This is a genomic window from Aminobacter sp. LjRoot7, from assembly GCF_964252895.1.
GTDB lineage: Bacteria > Pseudomonadota > Alphaproteobacteria > Rhizobiales > Rhizobiaceae > Aminobacter > Aminobacter aminovorans_B.
Window position 1 is genome coordinate 978181 of the sequence record NZ_CAXUPX020000001.1, and the last position, 25661, is coordinate 1003841.

Below are 25661 nucleotides of genomic sequence, written 5' to 3' on the forward strand. Positions count from 1 at the left end.
TGGGAAGCCGGATTCGCTTTATTGTGACAAGCATGTATGGTTTAGCCGTTGAAGCCGGGTCAATCGGGGCCCGGCTCTTTTAGTGTGAGAAGGAGTGCCATAAAAAATGGCGAATGAAAAATGGCCTGTTTACGGTGAGATTACTGGTCCTGTTGTGATGATCGGCTTCGGCTCGATCGGTCGCGGAACTCTCCCCCTCATTGAACGCCATTTCAAGTTCGACAAGTCGCGCATGGTGATTATCGATCCCAGCGACGAAAACCGAAAACTCGCGGATGAGCGTGGCATCAAATTCATCCAGGAGGCGGTAACCAAGGACAATTTCAAGGAGCTTATGACGCCCCTGCTGACCAACGGCGGCGGCCAGGGCTTCTGCGTCAACCTCTCGGTCGACACCGGTTCCGTGGAGCTCATGCATCTGTGCCGCAAGCTCGGCACGCTCTACGTCGACACCGTCATCGAGCCTTGGCTCGGCTTCTACTTCGACAACAGCGCCGACAATGGCGAGCGCACCAACTACGCGCTCCGCGAGACGCTTCTGGAAGAACGGCGCAAGCACCCTGGCGGCACCACTGCCGTGTCGACCTGCGGCGCCAATCCGGGCATGGTCTCGTGGTTCGTCAAGCAGGCGCTGGTCAACCTTTCCAGGGATCTCGGCCTTGAGTTCGAGGTCCCCGCGACCAACGACCGCGAGGGCTGGGCCGCGCTGATGAAGAAGGCCGGCGTCAAGGGTATCCACATCGCCGAGCGCGACACCCAGCGCACGAAGAACCCCAAGCCGATGAACGTGTTCTGGAACACCTGGTCGGTCGAGGGCTTCATCTCGGAAGGCTTGCAGCCGGCCGAGCTCGGCTGGGGCACGCACGAAACCTGGAAGCCTAAGAACGCCAAGAAGTTCAAGAAGGGCAACAAGGCGGCCATCTATCTCGAGCAGCCAGGCGCCAACACGCGCGTTCGCACCTGGTGCCCGACGCCTGGCCCTCAATACGGCTTCCTGGTCACCCACAACGAGGCGATTTCGATCTCCGACTTCTTCACCGTGCGTTCGAAGAAGGGCAAGGTGACCTACCGCCCAACTTGCCACTACGCCTACCATCCCTGCAACGACGCGGTACTGTCGCTGCACGAGATGTTCGGCGCCGCCGGCAAGGCACAGCCTGTCCATCACGTGCTTGACGAGAACGAACTCGTCGACGGCTCGGACGAACTCGGCGTGCTGCTCTACGGCCACGACAAGAACGCCTACTGGTTCGGCTCGCAGCTGACGCTGGAACAGGCGCGCAAGCTCGCACCTTACCAGAACGCCACCGGCCTCCAGGTCTCCTCGGCCGTGCTCGCCGGCATGGTCTGGGCGCTCGAAAACCCGGAAGCCGGCATCGTCGAAGCCGACGAGGTCGACTACAAGCGCTGCCTCGAAGTGCAGATGCAGTATCTCGGGCCGGTCAATGGCTACTACACTGACTGGACGCCGCTCGAAGGCCGCCCCGGCCTGTTCGAGGAGGATCTCGACAAGGACGATCCCTGGCAGTTCCGCAACATTCTGGTGCGCTGAGCCCCAGGATCCGAATACGAAAAGGGCGCCAATCGGCGCCCTTTTTGTTTGATGGATTGGAGCCTAAGGCTACTTGCGCAGCTCGGCCTCGATGTCGTCGAGCGCCTTGTCCTTGCCGATGCCGGTCAGGAAGGCGAGCCCCTTGATCACTGGAACCGTCACCGACGCCGAAATGGGCGTGGTCGACACGATGAGGTCGACGCTGTCGGCGAGGCTCGGCACTTCGGTTGCCTTGCACTGCATGGCGTTGAAGACAAGCCCGCGCGACTTCATCGCTTCGGTGACAGTGGCGTTGACCGCCGTCGAGGTGGCGACGCCGGTGCCGCAGGCAAAGAGAACGGTCTTCTGTTTGGCCATCGAGTAAATCCCTTCCTGTGGCTAGCCGAGCACCGCGCCGATGTCTTCGATCGACCTGGCGTTGCTGAGGCTGGCAAGTGCTGCCTCGCTCTGGATGGTGTCCATGATTTCCTGAAGCATGTCTATCTGCTTGTCCTTGTCGTTGATGGCAAGCAGGAACACGTAGCCGACCGGCACCGCCTCGTCGGGGTCTTCCATGTTGGCGAAGTCGACCGGCTTGTGCAGCACCGCCAGCGCGATGCCTGGCTTCAGCACATGTTCCGGATCGGTATGCGGGATCGCGACATTGAGCGCATAGCCGAGCGGCAGGCCGGTCGGCATCGTCGTCTCGCGCTTCACCACGGCATCCGCGTAGGATGGCTTCACATAGCCGAGCGCCTCGAGCTTGCCGGCAAGCAGGCGGATGACGGCTTCGTTGTCTTGCGCCTCGACCTCCAGGGCTATGGCTTTGGGGTCGAGAAAATTCATCAGGGCTCGCGCCATTCAACTACTCCAGTGTCCGAAACCGGCGGCACGCGCCGCCGGTCCGGGTTTTTCGATATCAGGCGCTGACCGAAGCCTTTGCGCGGATGGCAGGGGCTGCCTCCTCTGCTTCGTCCTCGGCACCTGCTGCGCGTTCCCATGCTGCGCTGTTGCGGCGATAGAGGACAAACATCAGCGCGATCACGGCGGCGAGCAGCACCAGGCCGGCGATGGCGAGGCCCTGGATCGCTTCGATGATCACGTAGGGAATCCACAGGAAGCCGTCGACCACCGAGGTGATCTGCACCGCATTGGCCGGCATCTGGAAGCCCGACGAGACGGCAGCGCTGGTGAACAGTGGCGCCAGCGCATTGGCGACGTAGAAGCCGAGCGCCAGCGTGACGGTGCCGACGATGACCATGCGGAAGACGTTGCCCTTGAGCAGCGGTGCCGTCATCGCGACGATAAACGGAATGACCGCGAGGTCGGCGAACAGGATGACGCGGTTGCCGGGCAGGATGAGCGACAGCACGATGGCGATCGGCACCAGGATCAGTGACGACGAGATGGCGGCCGGATGGCCGATCAGGATCGCCGAGTCGAGGCCGACCAGCAGTTCACGGTCGCCGGTACGCTTGCGGACGAACTCCTGTGCGGCGTCCGAAACCGGCAGCAGGCCTTCCATCAGCACCTTCACCATGCGCGGCAGAAGCAGCATCACCGCGGCCAGCGTCATGCCTGTCGTCAGCACCTTGGACAGCACCGTGCCAAAATCGCCGGCGTTGTAATAGGCGATCAGGCCGAGCACGAGACCGATGATCAGGCCGAGCACGACAGGCTCGCCGAAGACGCCGAAGCGCTTCTCGATTGTCTCGGTGGAGATGTTGATCTTGTTGATACCGGGAATGCGGTCCATGACCCAGTTCAGCACGATGGCGATCGGCAGGATCTGCGCGGAAGCCAGATGCGGCACCGACACGCCCGGAATGCCATAGAACTGCTGCACGGCACGTGCCGACCAGTCGGCGAACAGCAACGCAAGCGCTGCGACCAGTGCGGCGACCGCGAGGCCGTAGCCCAAGCTGCCGGTGGCGGCGGTGGCCAGCGAACCGACAAAGGCGAAGTGCCAGAAATTCCAGACGTCGACGTTCAGCGTGCGCGTCAGGCGCAGCAGCAGCAGCGCGATGTTGACGGCGATGCCGATCGGAATGACCCACAGGCCGACCGACGAGCCGAAGGCGATGGCCGCGGCCGACGGCCAGCCGACGTCGACGATGTCGCGCTGGATGCCGGTGTTGGTGACGATCGCCTTGGCGACGTCGCCGATCGAGCCCAGCATCAGGCCGAGCACAAGGTTGATACCGATGAAGGCGACGCCAATGGTGATGGCGGCGCGAAACGCCTTGCCCACCTTGGCACCAAGAACCACAGCGATGATGAAAATGACGATGGGCAACAGCACCGTTGCTCCAAGCGTGTCCACGGCCGCTTTCAGGCCGGTCAGAAACGAATCCATTTTGCCTCCCCAAGGCGTCTAAGCTGCTCCAGGCACATCCCTTTGCCTAGAACATTTGTGTTTGACGATATACGAAAGTTGCATCGTTTACAAAAACTGTCAATCTGCCCATGCTGCCCCGACGGTCCTGAGGGCGGGCAAATCGGCCACAGTTGCGGTCAATTCGCAATTGCCTGACCGACGATGCCGGCCGGCAAAGCCTTGCCTTTAAAGCAAAATCGGGCGATTGAAGGCTGCGGACTGAGGAGAGGATTCTTTCATGACGACTTCGCGCAAAATTGCTTCGGCCGGAGTGCTTGCCTTGCTTGCGGCCGCCATTGCCGGCTGCTCGACAAGCGGCGGCGGATCTTCGGGCGGTGGCGTGAGGCCCGCTCCCTCGGGTGTCGAGGGTGCATGGCTCGACGCCAAGGGCACCGGACTTTCCACGTTTGCCGGCGGCTCCTTTCAGACTGTGGCAACCGACACCGGCCAGAAGCTTTCAGACGGCACCTATATCCTGACCGGCGCCAACTCGGTGCAGATCAACGGCACCTCGCTGATCCGCCAGTCGCCGATCAGCTTCAACTGCCTGCTGATCTCGGCCAACCAGTTGAACTGCACCAGCTCGGCTGGCCAGCAGTTCACCCTGACCAGGCGCACCGCCTGATCCAAATCGGTGCCCGCTCCGGCGGGCACATCGGCTTCCTGAGGTCACCGGCGGCATCGCCGGTTTTCAGTCTGACGAAGCTGCAGCTGGTTGATAAGTAAGACGGCTACAAACTGCCGATTCTCCCTTGCATCCGAAAATTCGGAATGTGAACATGGCGCCAAGGAATGTGTAACATTCCGGTCAAGCGAAGACGCTAAACGTCTCGTCGGGGTCATTCGGGAGATTTCATCATGAAGAGATTGGCTGCCATTGCGGCTTTGTCGGCTTCGGCATTCGGCTATTCCGCCGCGCCGTCATTCGCCGACTATACGTTGACCATCATGCACATCAATGACTGGCACAGCCGCATTGAGAGCAACAACAAGTTTGAATCGACCTGTTCCGCCGAAGAAGAAGGCAAGGGCGAGTGCATTGGCGGCGCCGCGCGCCTGGTCACAGCCATCGCCGAACAGCGCAAGAAGCTCGAAGGCCAGAACGTTCTGCTGCTCAATGGCGGCGACAACTTCCAGGGCTCGCTGTTCTACACCACCTACAAGGGCGCGGTTGAAGCCGAATTCCTCAACCAGATGAAGTTCGACGCCATGACCGTGGGCAACCACGAGTTCGACGATGGCGAAGAAGCGCTGGTGCCATTCCTCGAAAAGATCCAGTTCCCGGTGCTCTCGGCCAACGTCCACCCCAATGCCCAATCCAAGGTTGGCGACCGCATCAAGCCGTCGCTGGTGCTCGAGGTCGGCGGCCATAAGGTCGGCATCGTCGGCGCCGTCACCAACGACACGCCCGAAGTCGCCTCGCCCGGCCCGAACATCGCCATCGAGGACGACATCAAGACGATCACCGCCGAAGTCGAGAAGCTGAAGGCCGAGGGCGTCAACAAGATCATCGCACTGACCCATGTCGGCTATCCCCGCGACAAGGAACTGATCGCCAAGATCCCCGGCGTCGACGTGGTCGTCGGTGGCCACTCGCATTCGCTCCTGTCGAATACCGACGCCAAGGCCGAAGGGCCCTACCCGACAATGATCGACAACCCCGAAGGCTACAAGGTCCCGGTCACCCAGGCCGCGTCCTACTCCAAGTATCTCGGCGAATTCACCGTCACCTTCGACGACAATGGCGTCGTCAAGGAAGCCAAGGGCGACCCGATCTATCTCGACAACTCGGTCAAGCCGGATGAGGCAGTGCTTGCGCGCATCAAGGAACTCGGCGCGCCGATCGAGGAGCTGAAGAACAAGGAGGTCGCAGAGACCACCGACCTGATCGACGGCAGCCGCGACAATTGCCGCGCCCGCGAATGCGCGATGGGCAACCTGATCTCCGACGCCATTCTCGACCGCGTCAAGGATCAGGGCGTCACCATCGTCTTCCAGAATGGCGGCGGCATCCGCGCCTCGATCGACAAGGGCGTGGTGACGATGGGCGAAGTGCTCACCGTGCTGCCGTTCCAGAACACGCTCGCCACCTTCCAGCTCTCCGGCAAGGACATCGTCGCCTCGCTAGAGGCTGGCGTCAGCGAGATCGAGGAAGGCAAGGGCAAGTTCCCGCAGGTCGCCGGCCTGAAGTACTCGTTCGACAAGTCGGTCGCCGCCAACGCCGGCCGCGTCAAGTCGGTCGAGGTGATGGACGGCGGCGCCTGGAAGCCGATCGACGAAGCCAAGGTCTATACGGTGGCGACCAACAATTACGTCCGCCAGGGCGGCGACGGCTACAAGCTGTTCGCCTCCAACGCCACCAACACCTATGACTACGGTCCGAGCCTCGAACAGGTGGTTGCCGACTATCTCGCCAAGAACCGCCCGTTCACGCCGAAGCTCGACGGCCGCATTACGGAGATCGCCGCGACCGTTGCCGCAGCTCCTGCCGCCGAGCCGGCAAAGCCGGCTGAAGCCGCCCCTACGGCAACGACCGAAGCCGCACCGGCAACGCCGGCGCTGCCGAGCGCATCGGGCGAGATCGCCGGCACGCCGCCGACCGTCGAGCCGGCCAAGCCCGCCGAGGCAGCGGCACCCGCCGCAACTGCACCCGCTGCCGGTGGCAAGTCGCACACCATCGCCCGTGGCGACACCTTCTGGGACCTCGCCAAGACCTATCTCGGCGACGCGACCAAGTGGCAGGCAATCGCTGCTGCCAACCCGGACGCCAAGGCCGAGGACCTGACCATCGGCGGAACGCTTTCGATCCCGTCGGCAAACTGATAGGGCGAACCTGCCTGAGCAAACCCGCCCGGCATACCGGGCGGGTTTTTACATTCCGGACAAGGGAATAGGGCATTAGGGCAGTATTGGGGCAACAAGGCCTACTCGCTTACTGCCCTATTGCCCTATTCCCTTGCGGGGTGCGGCCAGACGCGACATTGAACGGCAGCCCCATTCAATTAGGTATCCCGCATTACGGAGACACCGAATGAACCTGACGACCACAATCGACGAGACATCGGCCAAGGCGCTCGGCCCGTTCCCAAATGGTCACCCCGCAGTGCGCAAAGGCAAGGTCGGCGTTCTCCTGGTCAATCTCGGCACGCCCGACGGCACCGATCAGAAGTCGATGTGGCGCTATCTGCGCGAATTCCTATCCGACCCGCGCGTCATCGAGATGCCGAAGCTGCTGTGGTACCCGATCCTCTATGGCATCGTGCTCAACACACGGCCGAAGAAGTCGGGCGAGAACTACAAGAAGATCTGGAACACCGAGCGCGACGAATCTCCGCTGCGCACCTACACCCGCGCCCAGGGCGAGAAGCTGGCCGAAGCGCTCAGCGACCTGCCCGACGTCGTCGTCGACTGGGCGATGCGCTACGGCAATCCCTCGACCGAAAGCGTGACCAAGAAGCTGATCGCGCAGGGCTGCGACCGCATCGTTTTGTTCCCGCTCTATCCGCAATATTCAGCAACGACGACGGCAACCGCCAACGACCAGCTGTTCCGCGCGCTAATGAAGCTGCGCGCCCAGCCATCGATCCGCAGCGTGCCCGCCTATTACGACGAGCCGGTCTACATCGAGGCACTGGCCCGCTCGATCGAGCTGCACCTGGCCAAGCTCGACTTCGAGCCAGAGGTCATCCTCGCCTCCTATCACGGCATCCCGAAACCCTATTTCGAGAAGGGCGACCCCTATCACTGCCATTGCGTGAAGACGACGCGGCTGCTGCGCGAACGGCTCGGCATGAGCGACAAGAAGCTGATGACCACCTTCCAGTCGCGCTTCGGCGCGCAGGAATGGCTGCAGCCCTACACCGACAAGACAGTCGAGCGACTGGCTAAGGAAGGCGTCAAGTCGATCGCCATCGTCAATCCGGGTTTCTCGTCCGACTGCATCGAGACACTGGAGGAGATCGCAGGCGAAAACGCCGAGATCTTCCACCATGCCGGCGGCAAGAACTTCTCCCACATCCCTTGCCTCAACGACAGTCCGGAAGGCATGGCAGTGATCGAGACGATCACCCGCCGCGAGCTGATGGGCTGGGTCTGACAGCTACGAGCCGCACCTCCACCGGCGCAGCGCTGAGCCGGACGACATTTCCGGCTTACTGTGTTGTGTCGCCGCTGAAACGCCCTTAAGTCTTCAGCGCATGTGGCGCGACTTGTGAATCGCGCACTCAACTTGCGGGGGATTTTCGCATGGGCTTCAGCGGCTTCGATATCGTCATCCCGGTACTTGTCGTTCTCGTGCTCCTGGTGCTGTTCGCAGGCATCAAGACCATTCCGCAAGGCTACAACTATACTGTCGAGCGTTTCGGCCGTTACACCAGGACGCTGACGCCCGGCCTCAACCTGATCATCCCGTTCATCGACCGCATCGGCGCCAAGATGAACATGATGGAGCAGGTACTCGACGTTCCGACACAAGAGATCATCACCAAGGACAACGCGATGGTCGCCGTCGACGGCGTCGCCTTCTATCAGGTGTTGAACGCGCCGCAGGCCGCCTATCAAGTCGCCGGCCTGCAGAACGCCATCCTCAACCTGACCATGACCAACATCCGCACCGTGATGGGCTCGATGGATCTCGACGAGTTGCTGTCGAACCGCGACGCCATCAACGAGCGCCTGCTGCGCGTCGTCGATGAAGCCGCCCATCCCTGGGGCATCAAGATCACCCGCGTCGAGATCAAGGACATCAATCCACCGGCGAACCTCATCGAGTCGATGGGCCGGCAGATGATGGCGGAACGCAACAAGCGTGCCCAGATCCTCGAAGCCGAAGGCATGAAGCAGGCGCAGGTGCTGGAAGCGGAAGGCCGCAAGGAAGCCGCCTTCCGCGACGCCGAAGCGCGCGAACGCTCCGCCGAGGCCGAGGCCCGCGCCACCCAGGTGGTGTCGGAAGCCATCGCCAAGGGCGACGTCCAGGCGATCAACTACTTCGTCGCGCTGAAGTACACCGAGGCGCTTGCCAAGGTCGGCACGGCCAACAACAGCAAGCTTGTCCTGATGCCGATGGAAGCGTCGTCACTGATCGGCACGCTTGGCGGTATCGGCGAGATCGCCAAGGAAGTCTTCCGTGACGGCGGCACCGCAGGCGGGCAGCGCCAGGCCTCGCGGACGCCGAGGATCCCGCCCGAGCAGGGCTGAGCCTCCGCTGATCGGACGAGGTGAATTGAGGAACCGCACATGATCGCAAGCATCGTTGCCGAACTCGGTCCCTGGAACTGGATGCTGCTCGGCTTCATCCTGCTGTGCCTCGAGATCTTCGCGCCCGGTGTCTTCCTGCTGTGGATCGGCATCGCCGCGCTGATCGTCGGATCGGCGTCGCTGCTGCTCTGGGACGCCGCGTTCTGGACCTGGCAGGTGCAGGTCCTGGTCTTCCTCGTGCTCTCGCTTGCCTCCGCCTATGTCGGCAAGAAGATCGTCCGCGACCGCGAGACGGCATCCGACCAGCCCCTGCTCAACAAGCGTGGCGCCCAGATGATCGGCCGCACGGCAACGCTGGCCGAGCCGATCAAGGAAGGCCGTGGCCGCATCAAGCTCGGCGACACGACGTGGCGCGTCTCCGGCCCCGATCTGCCGGCGGGCGCGCAGGTGCGTGTCATAGGCGCGGCGGACACAGACCTGGAGCTGGTGGTGGAGCCGGTCTGAGCCGAGCCGACATCGCCTCCCCGCCGGCAACCTCGCTTTGCCTTGACTTGACCATGCAGCCACGCTCAATTATTAGACTGAATAATCTAATAATGAAAGAGAGCGCGAATGCGCAAGGTCGACCCTGAAAAGTTCGAGGCGCGGAAGCAGCAGATCCTCGACGCGGCAATCACCTGTTTCACCAGGAAGGGCTTTCACGGTACCTCGACGGCGGAAATCTGCGCCGAAGCGGGCATGAGCCCCGGCAACCTGTTCCACTACTACCCGACCAAGCAGGCGATCATCGCCGCGATCGTCGAGCAGGATCGTCGTGAGACGGCGGCCTATTTCGCGCAGATCGACAAGAGCCAGGACCTGCTTGGCGAAATCCTCAAATTCATGGACATCGTACTCGAACTGGCCGCCGATCCCGCCTATTCGAGCCTCGCGCTCGAAATCGCCGCGGAAGCGATGCGCGACAAGCACATCGCAACCCTGGTCTCGGCCCATGATGCCGAAATGCGCACGGCACTCGCCCTGATGCTGCGCGATGCCGCCACGCGCGGCGAGATCGGGCCGGGGCTCGATCCTGCCGACGGCGCCCAATGGATTTCCGCGCTCATCGATGGCGTATTCGGCCGTGTCGCCGTCGACCCTGGCTTCAAGCCGCTCGAGCAGAAGAAGACATTGCATCTGCTGCTGACCCGCTTTCTGCGGCCGGGAGCAACGACATAGGCAAGGCAGCACCGGAGCTGACCGGCACGGCCTGACAAAGAAGCACGGGAACCAAAACCAACCGAAGGAAGCTGCCGCTCGCAGCGAAACAGTCATGAACACCTTGCGCCTTGCCAGGACACGTGCCCCGTTTGCCGGGCTGCAGCTGGCCAGCATCTTCTTCAGCCTGGGCAATGCAATCACCGCCATTGTCTACCCCTGGCTGGTCTACGACCTCACCGGCAGCGCCAGCTGGATGGGCATCGTCGCCTTCGTGACACTCGCCCCGGCGATTCTCGGCAGTGCGCTTGGCGGTCCCGTCGCCGAACGGCTCGGCATCCGCCAGACCGCCATGATCGCGGTCGCGCTCGGCTGCGCCGCGTCGATTGTCGCCGCCCTGCTCTACGGCCACGGCATGCTGACCATCGGCGCGCTGGTCGCGCTCGCCTTGCTGGGCAGCATCTTCGACGGTCCCGGCAGTGTCGCAATCGAGTCCCGTGTTCCCGAAATCGCGCGTCTGGCGCGCATGCCACTGCTGCGCGCCAATGCCATCGACGACCTTGTCGACAATGGCGCGGCCATCGCGGGGCCGGCGATCGCCGCCTTGCTGGTGGCCATCGTCGAGACCTCGTCGCTGTTGTGGATCATCGCCGCGCTCAACGTCGTGACCGCATTGATGACCGTGATCAGCCTGCCCCAGTTCCGCTTGCGGCAGATTTCGTCGACCGCGACCACAGAACTGGCAGCCGCGATGCGCATCATCTTCGGATCGGTCCGCTTGCGGACGGCCCTGTTGCTGGCCAGCCTTGGCACCGGCACCTTCGTAGCACTCGAAAACGTCGCCCTGCCTGCCATCTTGCGCGCCGAAGGGCAGTCGGCCTCGACATTGGGGCTTTATCTGACCGCCGCCGCGGCCGGCGCCATAGCGGTCAACCTTGCGATGGCCATGATCGGCGGTCGACCGGCTTTGCGCAGCATCTTCGTGGCTGCCTTCGTCGGTCTGGCCGCCGGCGTCATCATGCTCGTGGTCGACCGCTCGGTACCGATGCTGATTGCATCGGGTGCGATCCTCGGCATCGCCGCCGGCCCGCTTTCGCCTGTTTTCACCACGCTGCTGCAGACCAGCGCGCCCAAGAACCTGCGCGCCCATGTCATCGGCGCATCGATCGGAATGATCCTCGTCACGGCGCCCGTTGCCGCCCTCGTCGTCGGTGCCGCGCTCGACCTGTTCGGCCCGACAGCGGTTCTATCGGCATGCGCGGCCATGCTTGCCGCCTGCGCAGTCATCGGCGCGCTCGCCCTCGGTCCGGACGAGGCTGAATAAAGGGCGTCAGGAAGCTGGTAGCAGGGTGTTGGTCAGGCGGCACCGACCCTGAGCAGGTCGTGGAAGTGGATGATACCGACAGGCTTGTCGCCTTCGACCACGGGGATGGCGCTGATGTTGTGCTCGTTGAGCATCGCCGTCGCCGTGCCCGCCAGCATCTGTGGCGGCACAGTCTTGGGCTGCCGGGTCATGATGTCCTCGACATTGGTCTCGGCGAGATTGCGGTCGAGATTACGAGCTAGGTCGCCATCGGTGACGATGCCGGCCAGCCTGCCCTGCTCGTCGACGACAACGACGCAGCCGAAACGCTTCTTGGACAGCGTCTTCACCGCTTCCGGCATCTTGGTGCCGATCGCGACGATCGGCATTTCATCGCCCTTGTGCATCAGGTCGCCGACCGGCATCAGGCTCGCGCCGAGCTGGCCGCCGGGATGGAAAGTGCGGAAGTGATCGGCGGTGAAGCCGCGCGCTTCGAGCAGCGCCACAGCAAGTGCATCACCTACAACGAGTTGGAGCAGCGTCGAGGTCGTCGGCGCGAGCCCATGCGGACAGGCTTCCGGCGCACGCGGCAATGACAGGACAACGTCGGCCTGGCGCGCCAAGGCGGAGGAATCGCCGGCGGTGAGCGCGATCAGCGGGATGGAAAAGCGCCTGGAATAGGCAACAATGCCCTTGAGCTCGGCTGTTTCACCCGACCAGGACAACGCGACGATCGCATCTTCCTTGGTGATCATGCCGAGGTCGCCGTGAATGGCTTCCGAAGGGTGGACGAAATAGGCCGGCGTGCCGGTCGAGGCGAAGGTCGCCGCCAGCTTGGAGCCGATATGGCCGCTCTTGCCGACGCCGGTGATGATCGCCCGGCCGCTGAGCTGGCCCAGGATCGAGACAGCCTTGGCGAAAGGTTCGGCGAGCGGGCCTTCGAGCGCTGCGACAAGCGCGGCGATGCCAGCCTGCTCGATGGTGACGGTGCGGAGCGCGGAGGCGATCGACGCCTGCCCGTCCGGCTCTTTTTTCAGCGATCCAGCGTGCATGGCGCATGCGTTAGCGCGTCGGCGTGCGGCTGTCCATGATTATCCGCCCAAAACGGGGCCTCCCAGGGCCTGCGGGAAACCCTCCGTTAACCATGGCGATTTACCAGTTGGTAGGTGCGACGCCCTTGCGTCGGCGAAGCAGTGGGAAAGATGGCGCAGATCAGGCCGGAGCAACTGATACGGAATACTGCCCTCCGCGCCTTGCTGGCGACAGCAAGCGTGGCGACGCTGCTGTGCGCTGCCCCGCTGCATGCCCAGGAAACCGGACTGCGCGGACCGGTCAGCGAAGAAGACGTCAACAACACGCTGCGGCTTTACAAAAGGCGCCCTGCGGCCGAGCAGGCTCAGGATCAGGCGCCGGCCTACCAACCGGTCAGCCCAGGCGCGATTCCCACCCAGGCCGACGCCGACCCCACCGATCTGTTCAGCGAGCCGCCCAACGCCGACGGCACGTCGGCCGGCTCCTCGTCATCCGCCCGCCCGCCCACGACCGCGCGCCTGCGCGCCCGTGAAGCCCGCGAGCGGCAGGCCGGCACCACCGCGCCCGCGGCCGCGGCCGCGGAGACGCCAGCCACGCCGGTAACCGACGAAGAGCTGACCACCGGCACCGTGCGCCAGGGTACCGTCGATTCCGAAACCGAGATCGAGAACGGCCCCGAAGCCGAGCGCCAGCGCGCTATCGAAGGCCGCAGGCCACAGCTGGACGCGAACCCATTCGAGCCTACCGGCATCCGCTTCGGCACCTTCTTGCTCAAGCCGAGCCTCGAACAGGGCGTCACCGCTACGTCGAACGCCGATTCCAGCTTCGGCGGAAAGTCGGCGATCCTGTCCGAAACAACGCTCAGGCTGAATGCCGCGTCCGACTGGGAAAACCATTCGGCCACCATCGACGCCTATGGCAACTACCGCAAATCCATCTCCGGCCAGGAGGTCAAGGATCTCAGCGGCGGCATCGACGGGCGATTGCAGCTCGACCTCGCGGACGACATGCGCGCGCTGGCGCGGCTTGGCTACAGCATGCGCCCGGAATCGACGTCATCGCCCGTGGTCATCTCCGGCACTGCTGAGCGGCCAACTTTGCACACGCTCAACGGCGCGTTGGGTGTCGAAAAGGATGTCGGCAAGTTCCGCTTCGGTGTCACCGGCGAAGTCGTCGACGAAAGCTACAGCGATGCCGAACTGACTGACGGCACCACGCTGTCGCAGAAGGACCGCGACTCGACGCTCTATACCGGCAAGGTCCGCGTCGGCTACGAGGTCTCGCCTGCGTTCACGCCCTTTGGCGAGGTCGAGTTCGGGCGCCGCGTCTATGACCTGCGCTTTGATACCGCCACTTTCGAGCGCTCGTCCAGGCGCACCGGTGCCCGCGCCGGCGTCGAGATCGACATGGGTGAGAAGTTCGGCGGCGAAATTTCGGCCGGCTGGATCTCGGAGGATTTCGACGATGACCGGCTAAAGACGGTTTCCGCCGCGACCATTGCCGCCGACCTCAAATGGTCGCCGATGCGCGGCACGATCGTCGGCCTGACCGGCGAAACCCTGGTCGAGGGATCGACCACCGCTGGCGACAGCGGCTCGGTGCTCTACAACGGCCGCCTCAGCGTCGAGCGTCAGATCCGCTCCAACCTGACCGCATTCCTGGCCGGCGGCGTCGGCTACCGCGACTACGCCAGCTCCAACGACCACGAGCTCAGGCTGAGCGCTGAAGCAGGCATGACCTGGTGGCTCAACCGCTATGCTGGCCTTACCGGCAGGCTGCGCCACGAGACCTTCGACAGCACCTTGTCCGGCCGCGACGCCAAGACCAACAGCGTCTTTGTCGGGCTGAGAATCCAGCGCTAGCCTGCTGCAGGCAAGCCGCTAATGCCGGTTGCGGCGGCCTTGAGGGCCGCCTCCCCCTGCCCCGCATACACCTCGCTCATGATTAGCTCGGCAAGCGGCAGGCGGCGGCCCCAGCCATGCCGCTCTAGATCAGGCTTCTCTGCGAACTCGCTGACATGGCCGACACAGAGATAGGCAACCGGCACGACGTGATCGGGAATACCGAGCAATCGTTTCAGCGCCTCGCGATCGAGGATACTGACCCAGCCGACGCCCACACCTTCGGCACGCGCGGCGAGCCAGAAATTCTGCACCGCGCAGACAGTGCTGAAGAGATCCATCTCCGGATTGTGCCATCGTCCCAGCGGGGAGTTTTCCGAACGGCTGCGGTCGCAGGTGACTACCAGGTTGAGCGGGCTCTCGCAGATGCCTTCGAGCTTGAGCTTGCGGTACAGTTCGCGCCGCTCCTCAGCGATATGCGGCAGTTCCTGCTGCCGCGCCGCGAAGAACAGGTCACGCACCCGCTCACGCCGTTCGCAGTCGCGGATGACGATGAAATTCCACGGCTGCATGAAGCCGACCGATGGCGCGTGATGGGCCGCGAGCAGGAGCCGTGCCAGCACGTCGTCGTCGACCGGATCGGGCAGGAAATGGCTGCGCACGTCGCGGCGCGTGAAGATGGCGCGGTAGACGGCATCCTGGGCGGCAATGTCGAAAGAGCCTGAAATGGCATTCAACTGGTCAGCAAGCATCGCATGTCCCCTGGCGAGCATATCGGTTTCCCCCCGCCTGACCATGCGGAGGTCGATGTCTGCCGGGCCGGTCTTCTGGCTCGAGTTCAACCCGTCTTCGGCACCTTCCCGTTCAAGATGAACAGTGGCTTTTGCCGATACGGTCCCTCTTACAGCGTTGGGCACGCCACGGATTTGCACCGTGTTCCCGATTCTCCCGCATCGCTGCGGGCACCTGGCAGGGTAGTTCTAGCGGCAGCAGCAGCCGAAAGCCATCGCACCATGCGTCCAATCCTGACGCACGGGCGACATGCGGTTACTTGCCCGGCTTGATCTCGCCGAGCAGGCCTTCGATGATTCCGGCCATGCTCTTGCTGAGATCGGACCGCGACAGGGCGAAGGCGACGTTGGCCTCGACAAAGCCTTCCGGCGAACCACAGTCGAAGGTGCGGCCGCGATAGTGGTAGCCGTAGAAGGACTGCATCTTCTCGAGCTTGAGCATCGCGTCGGTGAGCTGAATCTCGTCGCCGGCGCCACGCTCCTGGCTTGCCAGGATGTTGAAGATCTCAGGCTGCAGGATGTAGCGGCCGTTGATGAACAGGTTGGACGGTGCTGTTCCCTGCTTGGGCTTCTCCACCATGCCTTCGATCTCGAAGCCGGTGTGCACGGACTTGCCCTTGCCGACGATGCCGTATTTGTGCGCCTCGGCCGGATCGCATTCCTGGACGGCGATGATGTTGTTGCCGGTCTCGGCATAGAGCTCGACCATTTCGCGCATGCAGCTCTTTTCCGACTGCATGATCATGTCGGGCAGAAGCAGCGCAAAGGGCTCGTCACCGACCAGCTCGCGCGCGCACCAGACAGCGTGGCCAAGGCCGAGTGGCACCTGCTGGCGGGTGAACGAGGTCTGGCCCGGAGCCGGCTGCAGCCGCTGCAGGCGCTCCAGCTGCTCGGTCTTGCCGCGCTGAGCGAGCGTGTCATAGAGCTCGAACTGGACGTCGAAATGGTCTTCGATGACCGCCTTGTTGCGGCCGGTGACGAAAATGAAATGTTCGATGCCCGCTTCGCGCGCCTCGTCGACCACATACTGGATGACCGGGCGATCGACCACGGTCAGCATTTCCTTGGGGATAGACTTGGTGGCAGGCAGAAAACGCGTGCCGAGGCCCGCGACCGGAAAAACTGCCTTGCGAACTCTTTTCATTGGATGGTCGTCCGATGGAGGGATGTATCGGACGCCAACTTTGCCACGTCCGAATTGATGAATACTGAATGCGTTCACATATTCGGCGACAGCGGGCAAGACCATTGATCACGCGATCTTGATTGTCCGAACAGCTAGGTGGACAATCCTTCAAGCCGCTTTTCGTTCCCCAAGGGGTCTATGGTAAACTGATTGATAACCGGCATCGGCGATGAATCGTGTTTCTGATCTCTCCAAGGAGGAAAGAATGCCCCTTCGCAAGACCGCCAAAGGCCTCCTGAGCGCCGCTGCCCTTTCGTTGGCATTGATGCTGCCGGCCGGCCCGGCGGCCGCCGAAGCCGGTTTCCAGCGCTGGGTGGCGAGCTTCCGCTCCGTCGCCGCAGACAACGGGATTTCCGGTTCGACCTATGACCGCGCCTTTCGTGGCGTGACCTCGGCCGACCCTGAAGTGCTTGAAAAGGCCCGCTTCCAGCCCGAATTCACCGCGCCCGTCTGGGATTACTTCGATAACCGCGTCCACGACCAGTCGATTGCTGTCGGCCGCGAGATGGCGCGCAAGTGGAAGCCCTGGCTCGACCGCATCGAGGCCAAGTTCGGCGTCGACCGCTACATCCTGCTCGCCATCTGGTCGATGGAATCGAACTACGGCGAGATTCTCAAGAACGACAAGGTGATGCGCAATGTCGTGCGCTCGCTGGCGACGCTTGCCTATGGCGACCAGCGCCGGGCGAAATTTGCCCGCACCCAGCTGATCGCAGCGCTCAAGATCCTGCAGCGCGGCGACATCGATGAAAGCCATCTCGTCGGCTCCTGGGCCGGCGCCATGGGCCACACCCAGTTCATCCCGACCAGCTACCAGGCCTATGCCGTCGACGCCGACGGCAATGGCAAGCGCGACATCTGGAACTCCGTGCCCGACGCGCTCGCCACCGCCGCCAACCTTTTGAAGAAGAACGGCTGGCAGGCCGGCAAGACCTGGGGCTACGAGGTCGTGTTGCCCGCGGGCCAGAAGTTCCCCACGGGTTCGCTGACGCTCGACAAATGGGCATCGCTCGGCATCGAACGCGCCAATGGCAAGGCCTTCAAGCGTGGCTCCGATGTGGCTACCCTCAAGGTGCCGGATGGCCGCGGCGGACCGGCCTTCCTGATGACCAAGAACTTCTCGGTCATCAAGCGCTACAACAACGCCGACAAGTATGCGCTCGCCGTTGGCCTTCTTGCCGACGAGATCGCCGGCTACGGTGGCCTGGTGCAGGACTGGAAGCGGCCGTTCACCAAGCTCAGCTTCGAGGAAAAGCAGGAGTTGCAGAAGCGGCTGTCGGCGCATGGCTATTATGACGGCAAGAGCGACGGCAAGATCGGCGAAGGTTCGCGCTCGGCAATCAAGGCATTCCAGGCACAGCTGGGCTTGACGCCGGACGGTCATCCGAGCATGGAAGTGCTGAAGTTCCTGCGGCGTAACTAGCAACCGGAGGCTGTATTGGCATTGACGCGTCGTCCGCGGTTTTCGCTGTTGCGCCTGACGACGCCACTGGTCGTGGTGGCGGTCGCCTTGACCGCCATTTCGTCGACAATGCCAACACCTGCCGTGGCGCAGGAAGGCATCCTCCGCAAATGGTCGCTGCGCGACCTGTTCATGCCGCGCCGCGAGCCGCGCGTCGATCCGTTCATCATGGACGAGCCGCAGCCGCGCAAGAAGATCCGCAAGACACCGCGCAAGCCCAAGGCTACAGCCGGTAACGTCGGCCGGGCGGCAGATCCCGCCGTGCCGGTGGTCGAGAAGCTGCCGGACGCACGCGTCGTGCTGGTCATCGGCGACTTCCTCGGCGGCGGTATTGCCGAGGGGCTGGGCACCGTCTTTGCCGAGAACGCCAAGATCCGGGTCGTCGACAAGACCAACGGTTCGTCGGGCCTCGTCCGCGAGGACTACTACAACTGGCCCGAGAAGGCCAAGGCGCTGATCGAGCAGGAAAAACCGGCCGCCGTCATCATCATGATGGGCTCCAACGACCGCCAGCAGATGCGGGTCGCCGACACCCGCGAGCCGCCGATGAGCACAGCCTGGACCAAGGAATACACCGGCCGTGCCGAGAAGCTGGCCAAGGCCATCGCCGAGACCAAGGTGCCGTTCCTGTGGGTCGGAATGCCTGCCTTCAAGTCGTCGAAGATGAACACCGACATGCTCGCCTTCAACGACATCTATCGCGCCGCCACGGAAGCTGCCGGCAGTGAGTTCGTCGATGTCTGGGACGGCTTTGTCGACGAGGCTGGCGCCTTCGTCACCAGCGGCCCCGACATCAACGGCCAGCCGGTGCGCCTGCGCTCCGACGACGGCATCAACGTCACCCGCGCCGGCAAGCGCAAGCTCGCCTTCTTTGCCGAAAAGCCGCTGAACAAGCTGCTTGGCATCACGCCGCAAGGCACCGAAACCGTTGTGCCGGCAAGCCTGCCGCAGGCGACCCCTGGCGAACTCAACGTGCCCGTCAACATCGACCGGACGGTACCGGTGTCGCTCTCGGATCCGGAACTGGACGGCGGCACCGAGCTTCTCGGCGGCCAGACCGCTGCCAAGACCGATCCGCGCTCGCCAGGTGAAAAGCTCGCCGTGCAAGGCATCGCGCCCACAGCACCTGCAGGCCGCATCGATGACTTCTCCTGGCCGCCAAAGCCGCTGCCTGCCGCGCAAGGCACCGAAACGACAACCGCCATCATCAGGCGCTAGCTCTGTCCGACCAGACAACAAAAAAGCGCCTCGCGGCGCCTTTTCTTCGTTCGGAAAGCCGGGCTTAGCGCGGCAGGACGCTGGAGCCCATCAGGTCGACATCGATCGAATGCGCGGCCTGGCGGCCTTCGCGGATCGCCCAGACCACCAGTGACTGGCCGCGGCGGACGTCGCCGGCGACATAGAGCTTGTCGACGGTGGTCTTGTAGTCGCGGTCGTTGGCGGCAACGTTGGTCGAACGGCGGCTGTCGGTGGTGATCTCGAGCTTGCCCTCGAGTTCCTTGACCATGCCGCCGGCGAGCGGGCCGGCAAAGCCGATGGCGATGAAGGCGAGATCGGCGCGGATGACGAACTCGGTGCCCGGGATCGGCTTGCGCTTGTCATCGACCTCGCAGCACTTCACGCCGGTCAGCTGGCCTTCTTCGCCGATGAACTCCAGCGTCGCCACCTGGAACTCGCGCTGCGCGCCTTCGGCCTGCGAGGACGAGGTGCGCATCTTGGTCGCCCAGTAGGGCCACACGGCGAGCTTGTTTTCGCGTTCCGGCGGCTGCGGGCGGATGTCGAGCTGGGTGACGCGGACGGCACCCTGGCGGAAGGCCGTGCCGACGCAGTCGGACGCGGTGTCACCGCCGCCGACGACCACGACATGCAGGCCACCGGCAACGATCGGTTCCGACTGCCAGGCCACCGACTGGATGTCTTCGCCGCCGACGCGCTTGTTCTGCTGGACCAGGTACGGCATCGCGTCATGCACGCCCTGGAGGTCGTCGCCCGGGATGCCTGCCGGACGCGGCGTCTCGGAGCCGCCGCAATAGAGCACGGCATCATGCTCGGCCAGAAGCTCGGTGACCGGCTTGTCGACGCCGACATTGACGCCGCAATGGAACGTCACGCCCTCGCCCGTCATCTGCTCGATGCGGCGGTCGATGTAGTGCTTTTCCATCTTAAAGTCGGGAATGCCGAAGCGCAGCAGGCCGCCGGGACGGCTCTCGCGCTCATAGACATGCACGTCATGGCCAGCGCGGCCGAGCTGCTGCGCCGCCGCCATGCCGGCAGGACCGGAGCCGATGACGGCGACCTTCTTGCCGGTCTTCTTCTCAGGCGGATAAGGCCTGATGTAGCCGGTCTCGTAGGCCTTGTCGGCGATCGCCTGCTCGACGGTCTTGATGGCGACCGGAATGTCCTCGAGGTTCAGCGTGCAGGCTTCCTCGCAAGGCGCGGGGCAGATGCGACCGGTGAATTCGGGGAAGTTGTTGGTCGAATGCAGGTTGCGGATCGCATTGTCCCAGTCGCCATTGTAGACGAGGTCGTTCCAGTCCGGGATCTGGTTGTGCACCGGACAGCCCGTCGGGCCGTGGCAGAACGGAATGCCGCAATCCATGCAACGCGCGGCCTGCTTTTCAACTTCGTTGTTCGACATCGGCAGCGTGAATTCGCGGAAATGCCGGATGCGGTCGGAAGCCGGCTGGTACTTGTGCACCTGCCTGTCGATTTCGAGAAAACCTGTAACCTTGCCCATCGTAACTCTCGTCAGTCATGCCCAGCACCTCGGCGCGGGCGTGGAATTCCACCACTTCAAATGAAGCATGCGATCGCGGGCGCCCTCAGGCGCACCGCCGGAAGATAGTCGCGGCTACTCGGCCGCGACCCCCATCCTCGCGCGCTCCATCTCGATCAGCGCGCGGCGGTACTCCACCGGCATGACCTTGCGGAATTTGGGTCGGTAGCTCGCCCAGTCGTCCAGGATCTGCTTGGCACGGGTCGAACCGGTGTAGTGCATGTGGTTCGAGATCAGCTGAACCAGGCGCTCCTCGTCATGGCGGGTCATGTCGCCCGACACGTCGACACGGCCCTTGTGGGCGATGTCACCGCCGTGATGGTGCAGCTTCTCCAGCATGTCGTCCTCTTCGGGGACCGGCTCGAGCTCGACCATCGCCATGTTGCAGCGCTCGGCGAAATCGCCTTCCTCGTCGAGCACATAGGCGACGCCGCCCGACATGCCCGCCGCGAAGTTGCGGCCGGTCTTGCCGATGACCACCACCACGCCGCCCGTCATGTATTCGCAACCGTGGTCGCCCACGCCTTCGACGACGGTGACGGCGCCCGAGTTGCGGACGGCGAAGCGTTCGCCGGCCACCCCGCGGAAGTAGCACTCGCCTTCGGTCGCACCGTAAAGCACGGTGTTGCCGACGATGATCGAGTCCTCGGCGACGATCCTGGCGTCATCCGACGGGCGGATGACGATGCGGCCGCCCGACAGGCCCTTGCCGACATAGTCGTTGCCGTCGCCGACCAGCTCGAACGAGATGCCACGTGCCAGGAAGGCACCGAAGGACTGTCCGGCGGTGCCGGTCAGCTTCACCGAGATGGTGTCCTCGCGCAGGCCCTTGTGCCGGAAGCGCTTGGCAACCTCGCCCGACAGCATCGCACCAGTGGAACGGTCGACGTTGCGGATGGTCGCCTCGATCTTCACCGGCTGGCGCGTCTCAAGCGCAGCCTTCGCCTCGGCGATCAGCTTGCGGTCGAGAACGTCGTCGATCGGGTGCTTCTGGCGTTCGGTCCAGTGCACGGCTTCACGCGGCGCATCGGGCTTGTAGAACACCTTGGAGAAGTCGAGACCACGCGACTTCCAGTGGTTGATCAGCTCGCGCTTTTCCAGAAGGTCGGCGTCGCCGATGATCTGGTCGAGATGGGTGTAGCCCATTTCCGCCAGCAGCTCGCGCACCTCTTCGGCCACGTAGAAGAAGTAGTTGATGACGTGCTCGGGCGTGCCCTTGAAGCGCTTGCGCAGCACCGGATCCTGGGTGGCGACGCCAACCGGGCAGGTGTTGAGGTGGCACTTGCGCATCATGATGCAGCCCGCCGCGATCAGCGGTGCGGTCGAGAAGCCGAACTCGTCGGCGCCCAGAAGCGCGCCGATGACGACGTCGCGGCCGGTCCTGAGGCCACCGTCGACCTGGAGCGCGACGCGCGAACGCAGGCCGTTCAGCACCAGTGTCTGGTGCGTCTCGGCGAGGCCCATTTCCCACGGGCTGCCAGCATGCTTAAGCGAGGTCAGCGGCGATGCACCGGTGCCGCCGTCATAGCCGGAGATCGTGATGTGGTCGGCACGCGCCTTGGCGACACCCGCCGCAACCGTGCCGACACCCACTTCCGACACCAGCTTGACCGACACGTCGGCCGCCGGGTTGACGTTCTTCAGGTCGTAGATCAGCTGCGCCAGATCTTCGATCGAGTAGATGTCATGGTGCGGCGGCGGCGAAATCAGGCCAACGCCCTGCGTCGAGTGACGGGTCTTGGCAATCGTCGCGTCGACCTTGTGGCCAGGCAGCTGGCCGCCCTCGCCGGGCTTGGCACCCTGCGCCACCTTGATCTGCATCATGTCGGAGTTGACGAGATATTCCGTCGTCACACCGAAGCGGCCGGAAGCCACCTGCTTGATCGCCGAGCGCTCGGGGTTCACGCCCCCACCGGGCAGCGGCAGGTAACGGTCCGGCTCCTCGCCGCCCTCGCCAGTGTTCGACTTGCCGCCGATCTTGTTCATCGCGACCGCAAGCGTGCTGTGCGCTTCGCGGCTGATCGAGCCGAAGGACATGGCACCCGTCGAGAAACGCTTGACGATCTCGGCAGCGGGCATGACGTCGTCGAGCGCGGCCTTCTTGCGCCCGCTCTCCTCGGCCAACTTGATGTGGAACATGCCACGGATCTGCTGGGCACGCGCCGTTTCGCTGTCGATCTGGGCCGAGAACTCCTTGAAGGTCGACCACGAGCCCGAACGCACGGCGTGCTGCAGCGAGGCCACCGCATCGGGTGTCCACACATGGGCTTCGCCGCGCATGCGGTACATGTACTCGCCGCCGACTTCGAGCGCGTTCCGCAGCACCGGGTCTTCGCCGAAAGCCGACTCGTGACGGCTGACGGTTTCGGAAGCCACCTCTTCCAGCCCGACGCCTTCGATGTTGGTCGCCGTGCCGGTGAAGTACTTCTCGACGAAGTCGGTCTTCAGGCCGATGGCGTCGAAGATCTGGGCGCCGCAATAGGACTGGTAGGTCGAGATGCCCATCTTGGACATGACCTTGAGGATGCCCTTGCCGATCGACTTGATGAAGCGGCCGACGACTTCCGAGCCGTCCACTTCAGGTGGGAACTCGCCCCGCTTGTGCATGTCGGTCAGCGTGTCGAATGCCAGATACGGGTTGATCGCCTCCGCGCCGTAACCGGCGAGGCAGCAGAAATGGTGCACTTCGCGCGGCTCGCCCGATTCGACCACGAGGCCGACCGAGGTGCGCAGGCCCTTGCGGACAAGGTGATGGTGCACGGCGGCCGTTGCCAGCAGCGACGGGATGGCGATGCGGTCCGGGCCGAGCTGACGATCGGACAGGATGATGATGTTGTAACGGCCGGCAACCGCCGCCTCGGCGCGTTCGCACAGACGCTCGATGGCACCCTGCATGCCGGCAGCACCCTCGGTGGCCGCATAGGTGACGTCGATCGTCTTGGTGTCGAAGCTCTCCTCGGTGTGGCCAATGGAGCGGATCTTCTCCAGGTCGGCGTTGGTGAGGATCGGCTGGCGCACTTCCAGACGCTTGCGGCGCGACGTGCCGACGAGGTCGAGGATGTTGGGGCGCGGGCCGATGAACGACACCAGGCTCATCACCAGCTCCTCGCGGATCGGGTCGATCGGCGGGTTGGTGACCTGGGCGAAGTTCTGCTTGAAATAGGTGTAGAGGAGCTTCGACTTGTCCGACATCGCCGAGATCGGCGTATCCGTGCCCATCGAGCCAACGGCTTCCTGGCCCGTCGTCGCCATTGGCGACATCAGCAGCTTGGTGTCTTCCTGGGTGTAGCCGAAGGCTTGCTGGCGATCGAGCAGCGAGACGTCCTTGCGCAGCGCGCGCGGTTCGACCGGCTTCAGCTCCTCCAGGATCAGCTGGGTGTTGGACAGCCACTTCGTGTAGGGGTGCTTGGTCGCGATCTCGGACTTGATCTCCTCGTCCGAAATGATGCGGCCCTTGACCAGGTCGATCAGCAGCATCTTGCCTGGCTGCAGGCGCCACTTCTTGATGATGCTCTTCTCGTCGACCGGCAAAACGCCGGCCTCGGACGCCAGGATGACCCGGTCGTCGTCGGTGACCATGTAGCGGGCGGGACGCAGGCCGTTGCGGTCGAGCGTCGCGCCGATCTGGCGGCCGTCGGTGAAGCACACCGCAGCCGGGCCGTCCCACGGCTCCATCAGCGCTGCGTGATATTCGTAAAACGCCTTGCGGTCGGCATCCATCGACTTGTTGCCGGCCCAGGCTTCCGGGATCAGCATCATCATGGCATGCGCCAGCGTGTAGCCGCCCTGGAACAGGAACTCGAGCGCGTTGTCGAAGCACGCCGTATCCGACTGGCCCTCATAGGAGATCGGCCAGAGCTTGGAGATGTTGTTGCCGAACAGCTCGCTGTCGACCGAAGCCTGGCGCGCCGCCATCCAGTTGTTGTTGCCACGCACCGTGTTGATTTCGCCGTTGTGGGCGACCATGCGGTACGGATGCGCCAGCTTCCACGACGGGAAGGTGTTGGTCGAGAAACGCTGGTGGACGAGGATCAGTGCCGTCTCGAAGCGCGGATCGCTGAGGTCCTTGTAATAAGCGCCGACCTGGAAGGCCAGGAACATGCCCTTGTAGACGATGGTCCGCGCCGACAGCGACACGCAATAGGCGCCGATGTCCTTGTTGTTGTGCTCGGCATAGATGCGGCCGGAGATCACCTTGCGCAGCAGATAGAGGCGGGCCTCGTACTCCTCATCGTCGTCGATTTCGGGCGTGCGGCCGATGAACACCTGACAGTGGAACGGCTCGGAAGCAGCGATGTCAGGCGCCTTCGACAGTGAGGCGTTGTCGACCGGCACGTCGCGGAAGCCGATCAGCGGCAAACCTTCCGACTGCGCCGACTCGCGGATGATGTCCATGACATGTTCGCGCGTCGCAGCGTCCTGCGGCATGAACCAGTGGCCGACACCATACTGGCCGGGAGCCGGCAGCTCGATGTCCTGCTTGGCCATCTCCTCGCGGAAGAACCCGTCGGGAATCTGCACCAGGACACCGGCGCCATCGCCCATCAACGGGTCGGCGCCGACGGCGCCGCGATGCGTCAGGTTTTCGAGCATGAACAGCCCGTCCTTGACGATCTGGTGCGACTTGATGCCCTTCATCTGGGCGATGAAGCCGACGCCGCAGGCGTCGTGTTCGTTGCGCGGATCATACAGGCCATGCGGAGCAAAGCCGGTGGGGGTTCGGAGATGATCGGTTTTATTGTTGGCCGCTTTCGTCTGCGCGGCCGGTGCAAAATCCGTCGTCACAGATGGCGTCAACTCCGTCATCGTCCTGTCTCCATTCCCGCCCGATCCGGGCAATTTGCTTTGGGACGGCAATATGCCGATCCATTCACCTTCAGATATGCTCGATATGCAGCGGCGCAGTGCCGTTCGCCGGCACTAAACCGCAGTCGGGACAGACGTGAACGGATTGCTCCGGCCTCAGCCC

General features: G+C 63.6%; 19 protein-coding genes and 1 riboswitch. Of the genes, 11 read left to right on the top strand and 8 right to left on the bottom strand.

Translation table 11 applies throughout. From position 1 onward, the window contains the following. Nucleotides 1-106 precede the first annotated feature (106 nt). The gene (locus ACSQ3E_RS04785) at nt 107-1552 is read left to right on the top strand and encodes a homospermidine synthase (RefSeq protein WP_436121803.1); all 1446 of its coding nucleotides are present in this window, start codon (nt 107-109) and stop codon (nt 1550-1552) included. Between the two features lie 69 nt (nt 1553-1621). Here the strand turns inward: ACSQ3E_RS04785 and ACSQ3E_RS04790 are convergent, their stop codons facing one another. The 3 genes from ACSQ3E_RS04790 to ACSQ3E_RS04800 are packed head-to-tail and all read right to left on the bottom strand — an operon-like array spanning nt 1622 to nt 3887. Further along, entirely contained in the window at nt 1622-1909 is a 288-nt protein-coding gene (locus ACSQ3E_RS04790) for a PTS sugar transporter subunit IIB (RefSeq protein ID WP_436121804.1), read from the bottom strand. Between the two features lie 21 nt (nt 1910-1930). Continuing rightward, nucleotides 1931-2392, bottom strand: coding sequence for a PTS sugar transporter subunit IIA (locus tag ACSQ3E_RS04795; RefSeq protein ID WP_436121805.1), 462 nt, complete (start codon nt 2390-2392; stop codon nt 1931-1933). Between the two features lie 58 nt (nt 2393-2450). After that, nucleotides 2451-3887: a PTS galactitol transporter subunit IIC gene (locus tag ACSQ3E_RS04800; RefSeq protein WP_310322337.1), complete on the bottom strand. Its 1437-nt coding sequence runs from the start codon at nt 3885-3887 to the stop codon at nt 2451-2453. Between the two features lie 259 nt (nt 3888-4146). Here ACSQ3E_RS04800 and ACSQ3E_RS04805 point away from each other — a divergent pair, with 259 nt between their 5' ends. From ACSQ3E_RS04805 to ACSQ3E_RS04835, 7 genes are all read left to right on the top strand, one after another. Then, nucleotides 4147-4533 carry a hypothetical protein gene (locus ACSQ3E_RS04805; RefSeq protein WP_214392606.1) on the top strand — a complete coding sequence of 129 codons (387 nt, stop codon included), beginning with the start codon at nt 4147-4149 and terminating at the stop codon, nt 4531-4533. Nucleotides 4534-4766: 233 nt separating this feature from the next. Further along, the gene (locus tag ACSQ3E_RS04810; RefSeq protein WP_436121806.1) at nt 4767-6731 is read left to right on the top strand and encodes a 5'-nucleotidase C-terminal domain-containing protein; all 1965 of its coding nucleotides are present in this window, start codon (nt 4767-4769) and stop codon (nt 6729-6731) included. 208 nt (nt 6732-6939) lie between these two features. Further along, nucleotides 6940-8004: a ferrochelatase gene (gene hemH / locus ACSQ3E_RS04815; RefSeq protein WP_436121807.1), complete on the top strand. Its 1065-nt coding sequence runs from the start codon at nt 6940-6942 to the stop codon at nt 8002-8004. A 149-nt stretch (nt 8005-8153) separates the two neighbouring features. Beyond that, complete coding sequence (locus ACSQ3E_RS04820; protein ID WP_436121808.1) at nt 8154-9104, top strand: SPFH domain-containing protein; 951 nt, start codon at nt 8154-8156, stop codon at nt 9102-9104. Nucleotides 9105-9143: 39 nt separating this feature from the next. Further along, nucleotides 9144-9608: an NfeD family protein gene (locus ACSQ3E_RS04825; RefSeq protein ID WP_310322347.1), complete on the top strand. Its 465-nt coding sequence runs from the start codon at nt 9144-9146 to the stop codon at nt 9606-9608. 108 nt (nt 9609-9716) lie between these two features. After that, on the top strand, nt 9717-10322 hold the full coding sequence (locus ACSQ3E_RS04830) for a TetR/AcrR family transcriptional regulator (RefSeq protein ID WP_436121809.1): 606 nt from the start codon (nt 9717-9719) through the stop codon (nt 10320-10322). A gap of 31 nt (nt 10323-10353) precedes the next feature. Further along, nucleotides 10354-11625 carry an MFS transporter gene (locus ACSQ3E_RS04835; protein WP_436121974.1) on the top strand — a complete coding sequence of 424 codons (1272 nt, stop codon included), beginning with the start codon at nt 10354-10356 and terminating at the stop codon, nt 11623-11625. A gap of 32 nt (nt 11626-11657) precedes the next feature. Here the strand turns inward: ACSQ3E_RS04835 and ACSQ3E_RS04840 are convergent, their stop codons facing one another. Further along, nucleotides 11658-12656, bottom strand: a complete 999-nt coding sequence (locus ACSQ3E_RS04840) for a KpsF/GutQ family sugar-phosphate isomerase (protein ID WP_192568715.1) — start codon at nt 12654-12656, stop codon at nt 11658-11660. Nucleotides 12657-12875: 219 nt separating this feature from the next. On the opposite strand from ACSQ3E_RS04840, the gene ACSQ3E_RS04845 reads away from it, so the two are divergent. Beyond that, nucleotides 12876-14498, top strand: a complete 1623-nt coding sequence (locus ACSQ3E_RS04845; RefSeq protein ID WP_436121810.1) for an outer membrane beta-barrel protein — start codon at nt 12876-12878, stop codon at nt 14496-14498. On the opposite strand, the gene bluB is transcribed toward ACSQ3E_RS04845, so the two are convergent. Together bluB and galU are read right to left on the bottom strand one after the other, a co-directional pair. After that, nucleotides 14495-15229, bottom strand: a complete 735-nt coding sequence (gene bluB, locus ACSQ3E_RS04850; protein ID WP_436121811.1) for a 5,6-dimethylbenzimidazole synthase — start codon at nt 15227-15229, stop codon at nt 14495-14497. The genes ACSQ3E_RS04845 and bluB overlap by 4 nt on opposite strands. 48 nt (nt 15230-15277) lie before the next feature. After that, a riboswitch (cobalamin riboswitch) is annotated at nt 15278-15462 on the bottom strand. Between the two features lie 62 nt (nt 15463-15524). After that, nucleotides 15525-16412 (bottom strand): UTP--glucose-1-phosphate uridylyltransferase GalU, encoded by an 888-nt coding sequence (gene galU / locus ACSQ3E_RS04855; protein WP_436121812.1) that lies wholly within the window; start codon nt 16410-16412, stop codon nt 15525-15527. Nucleotides 16413-16659: 247 nt separating this feature from the next. On the opposite strand from galU, the gene ACSQ3E_RS04860 reads away from it, so the two are divergent. Together ACSQ3E_RS04860 and ACSQ3E_RS04865 are read left to right on the top strand one after the other, a co-directional pair. After that, on the top strand, nt 16660-17877 hold the full coding sequence (locus tag ACSQ3E_RS04860) for a lytic murein transglycosylase (protein WP_436121813.1): 1218 nt from the start codon (nt 16660-16662) through the stop codon (nt 17875-17877). 15 nt (nt 17878-17892) lie between these two features. After that, entirely contained in the window at nt 17893-19134 is a 1242-nt protein-coding gene (locus tag ACSQ3E_RS04865) for an SGNH/GDSL hydrolase family protein (protein ID WP_436121814.1), read from the top strand. A gap of 64 nt (nt 19135-19198) precedes the next feature. Here the strand turns inward: ACSQ3E_RS04865 and ACSQ3E_RS04870 are convergent, their stop codons facing one another. Both ACSQ3E_RS04870 and gltB read right to left on the bottom strand, forming a co-directional pair. Beyond that, a complete protein-coding gene (locus ACSQ3E_RS04870) occupies nt 19199-20653 on the bottom strand; it encodes a glutamate synthase subunit beta (RefSeq protein ID WP_436121815.1) in 1455 nt (484 codons plus the stop codon). Between the two features lie 114 nt (nt 20654-20767). Further along, on the bottom strand, nt 20768-25498 hold the full coding sequence (gene gltB, locus ACSQ3E_RS04875; RefSeq protein WP_436121816.1) for a glutamate synthase large subunit: 4731 nt from the start codon (nt 25496-25498) through the stop codon (nt 20768-20770). Between the last annotated feature and the right edge of the window lie 163 nt (nt 25499-25661).